This window comes from Mesorhizobium sp. WSM4306, assembly GCF_007003975.1.
Taxonomy (GTDB): domain Bacteria; phylum Pseudomonadota; class Alphaproteobacteria; order Rhizobiales; family Rhizobiaceae; genus Mesorhizobium.
The window spans coordinates 25673-35602 of sequence record NZ_VFTC01000046.1; the positions used below are offsets into that span (position 1 = coordinate 25673).

Below are 9930 nucleotides of genomic sequence, written 5' to 3' on the forward strand. Positions count from 1 at the left end.
ACGAAAGTCCGGTGCAGACTGCTTCGAGCCTACACCTCGTCGAAAGGGCCACCGCGCCGCGCCGGGTCGCGACCGATGGCGGCTTCCTCGGCATCGTCGGGCAAGGCATCGTCACTGTCCTGATAGGGGTTGTCGTCGTCTTCCTCGGGCAGGTCGCCTTCCTTCTCGACACCGGTGGTGTCCGGCAGGCTTTCCTCATCTGCCCCGTCGGGCAGGATCCTTGCGCCACGCAGCGCATCCCAGTCCTGTTGGCGCGGTGTCGGCGCTTCCACTTCGTCGTTTGGCTTTCTACGCGGGTCCATAATTTTTCTCCCTGGTCAGTGCCTGCATCGAGAAGGTGGAACTCGCCGCCGGCAAGCAGGTTCCCGAAACCGGTCCACCTTGCTTGGGAACGACCTGGGAACCACGTGGGGGAACCACTTGGGGAACCAATTGCCGCTGGGTTGCATTTGCCAAAAGAAGACGATTCCAGACGGAGACCGGACAATGAAGATCCTTGTTTTCATGCCGTGCGCGCTGCTGGCACTTGCCGGCCCTGCCGCCGCGCAAGACAGCGGCGAGGGCACTCCTCCCGTGCCTTGCCAGGCTCAGCCCCAGGATGGCGGCCAGCAGCCGCCTCCCGCCGATGACGGCAATGGCAATTCGACCGCCGATCTTGGTTCTTGCGGCGGCGTGCTGCAGCCGCCGCCCACCGGTGACCAGGGCATGACGCAGCCGCCGCCGGATCAGGGCAAAACGCCGGTGATCAAGCCCGGCGAGGTGCCTGTGCAGCCACCGCAGCAATGACCTTGCTTGAGGTCTCTACAGTGTGGACCGGGGCCGGCCGGTTCCAGCCTTTGGCCAGGCGTAGCGCAGTCACCGGATCAATGCCGGTCCAGGCAATACCGGCCGTTTCTGCAAAGGCTGTGAAAGCCCGCCCCGCCTGGTCCTTGGTCAAGTGTCCGGCCCTAAAATTCTGCATCTCGGCCAACGTCGTGATATCGCGTTTGAAGCCTGCGCCGACCGCAATCACCACCGGGATTTGGAGCCGCATATCGTCCATATTGAAGGTCTCCGAGGATTGTCTTCAATGCGAATCATGCCTGTGCGATTCCAGCAGCAATGGCGGATGGGACCGATCAATTAGTCTCCACTTACGGAACTAGACCGTACCGGCGGCGTTTGCCTCCAGGAGCCCGCCAATTTGATCCGTTATGTTTTCGCCTCGTGCGGGAGCTCGGCGGAGCTCGCAAACAACGACAGGAGACGAAGATGAAAACCGTCCTTATTCCCGCCGTCGCCGGGCTCGTCATGATCGCAGGTCTCGGCGTTGCCGTGGCCGACGAGGTCATCGTCACGCAGCCGGCGCAGCAGCAGGTGATCATCACCCCCGAACAGCGCACGGTTGTACGCCAATACGTAAAAAAACATCCGCTGGCCTCGGTCAGTCTTCTCGGCGTCGAGTTGAATGTCGGCTCCGCCTTGCCCGACACTGTGGAACTGCAGGAGGTTCCTGACGTTCAGTACAGATACGCTGTGGTCGATAACCATACGGTGTTGGTCGATCCCAGCACGCGCAGGATCGTTGAGGTGGTCGAATAACGCTGACCACACCTGACGGAACCACCAATACGGCCCTGTCGTTCATCCCAATAAGGGGCGGCAGGGCCGAATGATGAAAGGAGCATTGCCCATGTTGCCGCATGTCGAGATCAATGTGGCGGCGTGTTGCGACAAGCTGTTGGCTGAGCGCAGTACCGCGCTGTTGTCGATGAGGGAAGCGATTGAGCTGCTGCGGGAGCGCACCGGCACGGATCGGTCGGATGCCGACCTCGCCGGGCTGATCACCAAGAAAGCGGCGCTGCTCGGCGTTGCGATCGTTTCCGATCCGCATTGAAAGCACACTCAAGACGCCGGCTCAAATTTCGGCTAATGTTTTCGTGGAATCTGGACCAACCGATCGGACCCAACCACGGAGGCTTAAGTGACGGACGACAGACAGGACCGCATTCGCCAGCGGGCACACGAGATTTGGGAACAGGCCGGCCGACCAGAAGGTGCGCATCAGGAGCACTGGGAACAGGCCACGGCCGAAATAGATGGTGCGCCCGCCAAACCGAAGAAGGCGGCGAAGAAGGCTGCTGCGAAGCCCGTCAAGGCCGACGCCAAGCCCAAGGCTGCAAAGCCGGCGGCCGCAAAGTCCGGCAAGGCCAAGTCGAAATAGGCAAGGGCAGAATTCGCCCGGGCGGCCTCGTTCTGGACGTCGCCGTTCGGCGCGCCCGGATCTCTTAACCCGACGAATTGCGCCTCCAACGGGGAGCGCAATTCATTGTGCATGAAGATCCCGTGATGCCCTATGCCTCCCAGGCATAACTCGACAGGGCAAAGCGGATACCGGCAGCTGTCATGACCAGTTCGCATTCGGTGATCTGGCGCAGGTGGCGCAGATAGCGCGCCACCGTCTGCGGCAGCCAGCCGGCGCAGGCTTCGACATAGGCGCGGCTGTGAACGAGTGTGCCGGTCGACAGCCTCTCGTCCTTCTCGGCAATCACTTTCAAATATTGGCGGATGAAACGAATATCGTCGGCGATGTCCTGGCTGGCCATTCGCCATGCTCCGGCAACGCGTTCGCGCTGGTCGAGCGACAAGGGCGGCAGCAGCGGCAGTGACAACAGCGGGCGGGAGAGGTCGGCGAAGGCGGCATGGTTCGCTGTGCTCACGGAATTCCCCTTGTTCAAAGGAAATATCGTACTTTATGTACGATATTTCGTCAAGGATGACGCGTACAATTTGAACGAATTCAACTTTCGAAAATGATGCGGATTTTCATGAGCCAAGAAACCTGGCCCAACACACTTTGCGATGACAGTCGAAAAATACTCTTCCCCAATGCCTCGAACAGTGCTTTAACCCGCCCATCCACAGGGGTGCTCCGTACAGTCGGGGCTGAGATGAGGGCGGCAAGCCTTCGGACCCTAAAGCTGATCTGGATAATACCAGCGGAGCGAGGCGGGCGATGTTTTCCGGCGCACAGATTTCCCTTTATCCCATGACCGACGATTTCGTCGGCGTCATCCTTGGCGCGCTCGGTGCGCTCGATCCCTGGCGCGACCGGCTGAGGATCGAGACCGACGACATCTCGACGCTTCTGGTCGGGCCGCCCGAGGTGTTGTTTCCAGCCATGCGCGACCTGTTCGTGGCGGCCGCCAAAAGCGGCAAGCACTGCGTGCTTTCGGCTGCGGTTTCGCGTGGCTGTCCAGGTGAGCCCGACGATCCGATCTGCAGCTCCGACGAGACCGGCGGCCCCGCCATTGCGCTGGAGGAGCGCAAGGTCGCCGCGATCCGCGCCGTCCAGGCCACGCCATCGACCGACCAGCCGGTGGCGGCGCAGTTCTCGCTCTATGTGATGGGTACGGGCGACCACATGGACGAGATCTATGGCTGCATCGATTTCCTGAAGCAGTCCGGCGTCTTTGAACGCTCGAAGAACTTCTGCACCAAACTGCGTGGCGATGCCGGAGCGGTGTTTGCAACGCTCACTGAGGCCTTCTGCCGCTTCGGCCCGGGCGCCGGCCACGTCACCCTCGACATCACGATTTCTGCGAACAGCCCGAGCGCCGTCTGAGCCGCGTCTGTCCGCGCGCCGTTGAGGGAAATTGTCGTGGCTGTTTCGTCCAACCCATTGCGTGGGGGAGATGCCTCCGCTTCTGATCAGCGAGGCGGAGTGGAATCTTCTGCGATTGGCGAAGGCCGCGATGCCAGCGAATCTCCCCCCTCGAGGGGGAAATGGCCGGCAGGCCAGAGGGGGTCCGAGCGCGTGGAGCGCCGACGTCCTCTTCGCGTCGGTAGGGCGTGGGCGCTCTATGCGAGACGACCCCCTCTGTCGCCTTCGGCGACATCTCCCCCCCAAGGGGGGAGATCAGCCGCCGCCATCGCCAAGGCCATCCCCGCCGCCATCTCCTTCACCCTGCTCCTCGCGGCCTGGGAGCTCTACGCCCGCTATGGCGGCGTCACGCACGGCATGCTGCCGGCGCCGTCCCGCGTGCTGCTGCAAGCCTGGGAAAACCGCGCCGCCCTTGCCGACAACACGCTTCCGACCATCCGTGCCACGCTTGCCGGCTTTGCTTGCTCGTTGGCCGCTGCGTTCGTGCTTTCGGCGCTGGTCGACTTTTTGACCCCACTGCGCCGCGCGCTCTTCCCGCTGCTGATCGTCAGCCAGACCTTGCCGCTGGTCGCCATCGCGCCGCTCATCGTGCTGTGGTTCGGCTTCGGGCTGATGCCCAAAATCTTCCTTGTGGCGCTCGTCACCTTCTTCCCGATGATGGTGGCGCTGGTCGAAGGTTTTGCCGCGACGAACAAGGAGATTTCCCAGATGCTCGCCGCCATGGGGGCAGGGCGCTGGCGCATCTTCTGGCTGGCTCGGTTGCCTTCTGCGCTGCCATACTTCTTCGCCGGGCTGCGCATCTCCATCACCTACGCCGTTGTCGGTGCGATCTTCGCCGAATATGCCGGCGCGGCGAAAGGGCTGGGCATCTACATGCTCAACGCCAAGAACAATTTCCGCCCCGATCTGGTGCTCGCTGCCGTCGCCGTCAGTGCGGTGCTCACGCTTGCTTTGTCCGGCCTTGCAGTGCTCATCCATCGTCTCGCCATGCCTTGGGAAAATGCGGGGAGCGAGAGCCGCGACGGCAAGCCTTCGGGAGAGAGCCGATGACACGGCTCGAACTCCGCAATGTCAGAAAAAGCTTCGGCGCGCTGGAGGTGCTTGCCGGCATTTCGCTTCACGTCGCGGCCGGCGAGTTCGTCTCCATCCTCGGTCCCTCCGGCGCCGGCAAGTCGACGCTGTTCCAACTGCTGACCGGCGCGCTGAAAGGTGAGGGCGACATGCGCTTCGACGGTGCGCCACTCGACGACCATGGCCGCCATTTCGCCTTCATGCCGCAGCGCGACGCGCTGATGCCGTGGCGGCGCGTCATCGACAATGTGACGCTGGGGCTGGAGGTGCAGGGCATGAAGCGCCGCGAGGCGCGCGAGCAAGTCGCGCCGCTGTTCGCCGAGTTCGGCCTTGCCGGCTTCGAGCGCGCCTGGCCGGCGGAACTCTCCGGCGGCATGCGCCAGCGCGCCGCGCTTTTGCGCACCGTGGTGCAGCAACGCGACATGCTGCTGCTCGACGAGCCCTTTGGCGCGCTGGATGCGCTGACACGCGCGGCCATGCAGCGCTGGCTGGAAGGCATGTGGCGGCGTCATCGCTGGACGGCGCTGCTGATCACCCATGACGTGCGTGAAGCGGTGTCCCTGTCGGACCGCATTTATCTCCTGTCGTCACGGCCCGCCCGCATCGTCAGCGAGATTGCCGTGCCGCTGTCGCGACCGCGCGCCGCCGGCAGCGATGCCGCGCGCCAGGCCGCTGTGCTCGAAGCCGAAATCCTCGACACGCTTCTCAATCCCGGGGCTGACCGAGCCTCGTTCCCGCAGACCGCTCAAAGGAGATCATCATGACCGAATTCACCCGCCGGCAAGCGCTGCTTTTGACGCTGGCTGCCGGACTGCCGCTTGCCTCGCGCGCCCATGCGGCTGCGCAAAAAGTCACCGTCGCGCTCGACTGGACGGTCAACACCAACCATATCGGCCTGTTTGTGGCCCGCGACAAAGGCTTTTACGACGAGGCCGGGCTCACCGTCGACATCCTGCCTTACGGCGATACCGGCGCCGGCACGCTGGTCGCAAACCGCATCGCCGATTTCGGCATTGCCGGCGTCGGCCTGTTCACCCAGCGCGCCGCCGGCGCCGACCTCAAGGCGGTCTACGCAGTGGTGCAGCAAGAGACCGGACGACTGGTCTTCAACGCGGATCGCAGCGAGATCAAGAGCCCGAAGAATCTCGATGGTCTGACCTATGGCGGCTTCGGCAGCGCCTGGGAAAACACGCTGATCTCGACCATCATCCGCCACGATGGCGGCAAGGGCAGTTTCGAGACGGTGACGCTCGGCACCTCGGCCTATGAATCGCTGGCCAACGGCTCTGTCGATTTCACGCTGGAAGTCTCGACCTGGGAAGGCGTCGACGCCGAACTGAAAGGCATCCGGCAACGCGGCTTCCGTTATGCCGATTATGGTGTGCCCGACGAGCATACCACCGTCATCGCCTCCAGCGATGCCTTTCTCCAGGCAAACCCGAAAGCGGCTTCGGCATTCGTCGAGGCAACGCGGCGCGGCTACCAATTCGCCGTCGATCATCCGCAAGAAGCCGGCGACCTGCTGATCGCTTCCAACAAGGACGCGCTGACCGACCCGGCGCTGGTCCACGCCTCGCTGAAGATGCTGGTCGACGGGCACTTTTTGCGCAGCCAGGATGGCGTCATCGGCACCATCGACAAGGCCAAGGTCGAGGCGATCGGAACCTACCTCTTCAACGCCGGCATATTGCTCGACGCCGACGGCAAGGCGCTGAAGGAGCGACCGGACTTTGGAGCGTATTTCAGCAATGAGTTTCTGGCGTAAGGGCTCGAACTGCTGATCTTCCCCCTTGCGGGGAGATGGCCGGTAGGCCAGAGGGGGGTGCGAAGGAATGCGACCTTCCTTTCTGGCAACCTACTTCCCGCCGAGGCTTGCCGCCGTCTTCCGGTCGGCCTCGGCGCGTTCGCGGTTCCCCTTCGCCTTCCAGGAGGCGCTTCGGGCGTTGTAGAAATCGGCGGATTTCTGATTGAGCGCGATTGCCTGGTCGTAGTCGACGATGGCCTGGTCGTGGTCGCCCTTGTGCGCCCAGGCGAGGCCCAGCGCGTAGTAGGCATCGGCCAACTTCGGGTCGAGGTCCACGGCCTTGTCGTAGTCGGCGATGGCGCGGTCGTCGTCGCCCTTGTTGGACCAGGCTAGACCCCGGCCGTAGTAGGCGTAGGCGCGTTTCGGATCGAGGCCGATAGCCACGTTGAAATCGGCGATGGCGCGGTTGTAGTCGCCTTTGCCGCCCCAGCTCAGGCCACGGTTTTCATAGACCCCGATGAGTGTCGGATCGAGGGCAATGGCCCGGTTGTAGTCGGCGATGGCGTGATCGAAGGCGCCCTCCGCCGCCCATGCGCCGCCCCGGTTGAGGTATGCGGATGCGTTCTTGGGATCGGCGATGATCGCCAGGTTGTAATCCGCGATGGCCCGGTCATTGTCGCCCTTGTACGACCAGCCAAGGCCTCGGTTGTTGTAAGCAGCGCTGCTTTTCGGGTCGAAGGCGATCGCCTGACTATAATCGGCAATGGCCCGGTCGTAATCGCCTTTCGTGGCCCAGTCGTAGCCTCGGTTGTAGTAAGCGGATGCGTATTCAGGATTGAGGCCTATCGCCTGGTCGCTATCGGCGATGGCGCGGTCGAGATCACCTTCCATGGACCAGGCGTAGGCGCGCTTGAAGTAGGCTGTCGCACGCTTGTCAGGAGCGTCGGCCTGGTTATCGATGATTTGCGTGCAGGCTTCGATCCGCCGGCTGGGGTCGGCCGCATTGCCGATGCAGGCCGCATAGGTGAGATTGGCGGCGATCCCCATCGCGCCGCGGATGTCCACCGCGACGAGGCCGGTCAGCAGCAGCAACAGCGGCAGGCGCCATTTTCGCACCAGCCGTATCAGCCGGCTTTCGCCCACGCCTTCCCGGTTCGTCATTTCGCCGGTTCTCCCCCGAAAACCATTGACCTCGGCCGACACCGACGGCTGCTTGCCATGCAAGCAGAAATTGCGGCGTCGAGAAAGAGCAACGTTCAGATTTCGAGGCCGAAGGCAAAGCGGTGCCGCGGCTGTAGCCCCTCACATATCGATCATCGAGCGCTTCACCCGGCCGATGATGGTGATAGCGCCTTCGAGCGCCGGCGGCGGGATGTCCATGTAGGAGGCCGGCTGGAAGGGCGGGTTCTCGTTGGGGCGATAGCGCTTGTAGGTGGCCTGGCCGCTTTCGTCGGAAATGACGTAGCAGCCATTGGTCACCAAGCGCTTGTCGCGCAGGTTGACGAAGATGATCGAATCCGGCGGCGAGATCTTGTTCATCGACGGGCCGTCGACGCGCAGCGCAATCCATTGGCCCTGCTCGAGATCGGTGGTGGGGATGGTCGGATAGTCGCTGAGATTGACCACCATGTCCTGGCTGCCGAGTTCGCCGGCGCTGATCCACGAGACGATGGGCACGTCGACCGTGGCCAGCGACGGCATCGGTATCTGCCGGCCCGCCTCGTCAAAGCCGAAATGGCCGCCTGAAAGGCTACCGCTCTCGCCATTGAACAGCAGCCAGCCGGGGTCGACGCCGAACAGGCGGCCGTATTTCTCCGCCGCCTTGCGCGACAGCGGCCGGTTGCCGTTCTCGTGGCTGATCAACGTGTTCTTGTTGATGTCGCGCAATGCCCGCGCGGCGTCGCTCGGCGAGGCATAACCCGCCTCCGCCCGTGCCTGCTGCAATCTGTGCCTCGGTTCTTGCATCGTACAAATTGCCTGAAAATTATCGTCCAATACGTACGATTTCGCTTGCGTACGTTTCGTACATATCGTACGCTTAGCGCATGATCGAACAAACCGCAAGCTTTTCCGCAGGCATTGTCAGCTTTTCGCAATCGTCCGGGCTGTCCTCCTCCCCGGTCCGGACGCAAACCGGGGCCTTTGCCCCGGATCCGGTCGGCCTCCCCCTGTCGACCGGAACGGCCGGAGCCGTTCCTCTCCCGGCTCCGGCCACCTTTTTGCGCCAGGGCGCCGCCGTTGCGCCAGGGGCTACTTCCGGCGGGCAGGGCATCTCCTGCATCCGCACGGAAGACGGCACCGTCATCCTGTTCGACCGGCTGACGGGCAGGGCGGTCTCCGCCCTCACCAAGGCGGCAGCGGAAGCTGCATTGCGGCATCTCGTCGGCTCTCTGCCGGCCGCCAGCACCGCCTGACAACACCGAACCCGACGTTCTGAACCTCTGCCTTGGCCCTCAAGCTGAGGGCCCGCCTTTGCGCGCAAATCAATGGATCCGACATGACTGCCTATACCGAGACCGAATTGCAGGAGATTGCCGTATGGCTCAGGGATGGCCTGTCGGCCACCCGTATCGCCGTCCGCTTCGCCGCGTTGCGCGGCACCCCGGTCTCGCGAAACGCGATCATTGGCATCGTCCACCGCAACAGTGCATTGAAGGCGATCGGCTTCGCCAATCCCAAGAGTGGCCGATCCGGCGGTCGGGCCAAGAAGAATGCGGCGGGGATCGCTGCGGCCAATGAGAACAGGGCCAGGAAGAATCCGCCGGTGCAGCCAGCCAAGCCCGCAAGGCGGCCAGAAGTTTCGAAGCAGGCAGCATCAACCGCGCCGGTCGCGAAACCGGCCCGTCAGCCACCAGCCAGGCCAATGTCGCTGCCTCGGCCGGCACGCTCGATCCCGGGCGAGGGGCGACTGGTGGTGGACGGTGAGGTCTACCGCTTCAAGGTGCCGTCGCCGCGCCGCGTCGCAATCGGTCGCCAGCCGCATGTCGCCGCCATGCGCTTCATCGACTGCCTGTTCAACCGCTGCCGCGCGCCGCTCGACCTGACGCTGGAGGAAGACCCCGAAAATGATGAGCCAGGAAGCCGGCCGGGACCGGACATGCTGTGCTGCGGCCTGCGCACAAGGGCGCTGAAAAGCTACTGCGAATATCATCAGGCGCGCTTCCACCGGCCTGTGGTGGAGGTGGTGTGACCTCCGTTCCTCGCCTCCGCAACGCGGGGGAGAGGTGGCTCGGCGAAGCCGAGACGGAGAGGGGGACGCCCTCCGTGAAGTCAGAAACCGGTTATGAAGCAAGCTTTCCTACCAAGCCCGTTTCATCTCGTCCGAGAGCATGTTCACAGACACCGCGCTGCCCCTCTCCGTCTCGGCTGCCCCCCCCCACCTCTCCCCATTTCATGCAGGGCTGTCCGGGGAAAGTGAGGGGTGAATCGAAATGCCACATGCGCATGCCCCGTAAGACGGCGGTTTTCCGTC

Annotated in this window: 15 protein-coding genes and 1 riboswitch; of the genes, 10 read left to right on the forward strand and 5 right to left on the reverse strand. The window is 63.4% G+C overall.

Going from position 1 to position 9930, the window contains the following annotated elements; all coding sequences use genetic code 11:
- Positions 1–29 precede the first annotated feature (29 nt).
- Positions 30–302, reverse strand: a complete 273-nt coding sequence (locus FJV77_RS30810; protein ID WP_142870102.1) for a hypothetical protein — start codon at positions 300–302, stop codon at positions 30–32.
- Between the two features lie 184 nt (positions 303–486).
- On the opposite strand from FJV77_RS30810, the gene FJV77_RS30815 reads away from it, so the two are divergent.
- On the forward strand, positions 487–786 hold the full coding sequence (locus tag FJV77_RS30815; RefSeq protein ID WP_142870103.1) for a hypothetical protein: 300 nt from the start codon (positions 487–489) through the stop codon (positions 784–786).
- On the opposite strand, the gene FJV77_RS30820 is transcribed toward FJV77_RS30815, so the two are convergent.
- On the reverse strand, positions 746–1042 hold the full coding sequence (locus FJV77_RS30820; protein WP_246691439.1) for a DUF982 domain-containing protein: 297 nt from the start codon (positions 1040–1042) through the stop codon (positions 746–748). The two genes, FJV77_RS30815 and FJV77_RS30820, sit on opposite strands and share 41 nt — an antisense overlap.
- A gap of 209 nt (positions 1043–1251) precedes the next feature.
- Here FJV77_RS30820 and FJV77_RS30825 point away from each other — a divergent pair, with 209 nt between their 5' ends.
- From FJV77_RS30825 to FJV77_RS30835, 3 genes are all read left to right on the forward strand, one after another.
- Positions 1252–1581, forward strand: coding sequence for a DUF1236 domain-containing protein (locus tag FJV77_RS30825; RefSeq protein WP_142870104.1), 330 nt, complete (start codon positions 1252–1254; stop codon positions 1579–1581).
- A 91-nt stretch (positions 1582–1672) separates the two neighbouring features.
- Positions 1673–1876 (forward strand): hypothetical protein, encoded by a 204-nt coding sequence (locus FJV77_RS30830; protein ID WP_142870105.1) that lies wholly within the window; start codon positions 1673–1675, stop codon positions 1874–1876.
- A gap of 87 nt (positions 1877–1963) precedes the next feature.
- Positions 1964–2203: a DUF2934 domain-containing protein gene (locus FJV77_RS30835; protein WP_142870106.1), complete on the forward strand. Its 240-nt coding sequence runs from the start codon at positions 1964–1966 to the stop codon at positions 2201–2203.
- A 130-nt stretch (positions 2204–2333) separates the two neighbouring features.
- Here the strand turns inward: FJV77_RS30835 and FJV77_RS30840 are convergent, their stop codons facing one another.
- Positions 2334–2699, reverse strand: coding sequence for a hypothetical protein (locus tag FJV77_RS30840; RefSeq protein WP_112566792.1), 366 nt, complete (start codon positions 2697–2699; stop codon positions 2334–2336).
- A gap of 193 nt (positions 2700–2892) precedes the next feature.
- A riboswitch (TPP riboswitch) is annotated at positions 2893–3005 on the forward strand.
- On the opposite strand from FJV77_RS30840, the gene FJV77_RS30845 reads away from it, so the two are divergent.
- From FJV77_RS30845 to FJV77_RS30860, 4 genes are all read left to right on the forward strand, one after another.
- Positions 2996–3604: a YkoF family thiamine/hydroxymethylpyrimidine-binding protein gene (locus FJV77_RS30845; RefSeq protein ID WP_142870107.1), complete on the forward strand. Its 609-nt coding sequence runs from the start codon at positions 2996–2998 to the stop codon at positions 3602–3604. It overlaps the preceding riboswitch by 10 nt.
- 192 nt (positions 3605–3796) lie before the next feature.
- Positions 3797–4693, forward strand: coding sequence for an ABC transporter permease (locus tag FJV77_RS30850; protein ID WP_348643854.1), 897 nt, complete (start codon positions 3797–3799; stop codon positions 4691–4693).
- Positions 4690–5478 (forward strand): ABC transporter ATP-binding protein, encoded by a 789-nt coding sequence (locus FJV77_RS30855; protein WP_142870108.1) that lies wholly within the window; start codon positions 4690–4692, stop codon positions 5476–5478. Before FJV77_RS30850 ends, FJV77_RS30855 begins: the two co-directional genes overlap by 4 nt.
- Positions 5475–6479, forward strand: a complete 1005-nt coding sequence (locus tag FJV77_RS30860) for an ABC transporter substrate-binding protein (RefSeq protein WP_142870109.1) — start codon at positions 5475–5477, stop codon at positions 6477–6479. Before FJV77_RS30855 ends, FJV77_RS30860 begins: the two co-directional genes overlap by 4 nt.
- Before the next feature lie 90 nt (positions 6480–6569).
- Here FJV77_RS30860 and FJV77_RS30865 read toward each other — a convergent pair whose 3' ends face one another.
- Positions 6570–7619, reverse strand: coding sequence for a tetratricopeptide repeat protein (locus tag FJV77_RS30865; RefSeq protein WP_142880266.1), 1050 nt, complete (start codon positions 7617–7619; stop codon positions 6570–6572).
- Positions 7620–7760: 141 nt separating this feature from the next.
- Positions 7761–8423: a S24 family peptidase gene (locus tag FJV77_RS30870; protein WP_142870111.1), complete on the reverse strand. Its 663-nt coding sequence runs from the start codon at positions 8421–8423 to the stop codon at positions 7761–7763.
- An 80-nt stretch (positions 8424–8503) separates the two neighbouring features.
- Here FJV77_RS30870 and FJV77_RS30875 point away from each other — a divergent pair, with 80 nt between their 5' ends.
- Entirely contained in the window at positions 8504–8872 is a 369-nt protein-coding gene (locus FJV77_RS30875) for a hypothetical protein (RefSeq protein WP_142870112.1), read from the forward strand.
- 83 nt (positions 8873–8955) lie between these two features.
- Positions 8956–9648 carry a GcrA cell cycle regulator gene (locus tag FJV77_RS30880; protein WP_142870113.1) on the forward strand — a complete coding sequence of 231 codons (693 nt, stop codon included), beginning with the start codon at positions 8956–8958 and terminating at the stop codon, positions 9646–9648.
- The last annotated feature ends 282 nt before the right edge of the window (positions 9649–9930 follow it).

Bases quoted from the DNA above. Each gene is read 5' to 3' on its own strand.
- FJV77_RS30810 (WP_142870102.1), bottom strand. From the start codon at position 302: ATGGACCCGCGTAGAAAGCCAAACGACGAAGTGGAAGCGCCGACACCG.
- FJV77_RS30815 (WP_142870103.1), top strand. From the start codon at position 487: ATGAAGATCCTTGTTTTCATGCCGTGCGCGCTGCTGGCACTTGCCGGC.
- FJV77_RS30820 (WP_246691439.1), bottom strand. From the start codon at position 1,042: ATGGACGATATGCGGCTCCAAATCCCGGTGGTGATTGCGGTCGGCGCA.
- FJV77_RS30825 (WP_142870104.1), top strand. From the start codon at position 1,252: ATGAAAACCGTCCTTATTCCCGCCGTCGCCGGGCTCGTCATGATCGCA.
- FJV77_RS30830 (WP_142870105.1), top strand. From the start codon at position 1,673: ATGTTGCCGCATGTCGAGATCAATGTGGCGGCGTGTTGCGACAAGCTG.
- FJV77_RS30845 (WP_142870107.1), top strand. From the start codon at position 2,996: ATGTTTTCCGGCGCACAGATTTCCCTTTATCCCATGACCGACGATTTC.
- FJV77_RS30855 (WP_142870108.1), top strand. From the start codon at position 4,690: ATGACACGGCTCGAACTCCGCAATGTCAGAAAAAGCTTCGGCGCGCTG.
- FJV77_RS30860 (WP_142870109.1), top strand. From the start codon at position 5,475: ATGACCGAATTCACCCGCCGGCAAGCGCTGCTTTTGACGCTGGCTGCC.
- FJV77_RS30865 (WP_142880266.1), bottom strand. From the start codon at position 7,619: ATGACGAACCGGGAAGGCGTGGGCGAAAGCCGGCTGATACGGCTGGTG.
- FJV77_RS30870 (WP_142870111.1), bottom strand. From the start codon at position 8,423: ATGCAAGAACCGAGGCACAGATTGCAGCAGGCACGGGCGGAGGCGGGT.
- FJV77_RS30875 (WP_142870112.1), top strand. From the start codon at position 8,504: ATGATCGAACAAACCGCAAGCTTTTCCGCAGGCATTGTCAGCTTTTCG.
- FJV77_RS30880 (WP_142870113.1), top strand. From the start codon at position 8,956: ATGACTGCCTATACCGAGACCGAATTGCAGGAGATTGCCGTATGGCTC.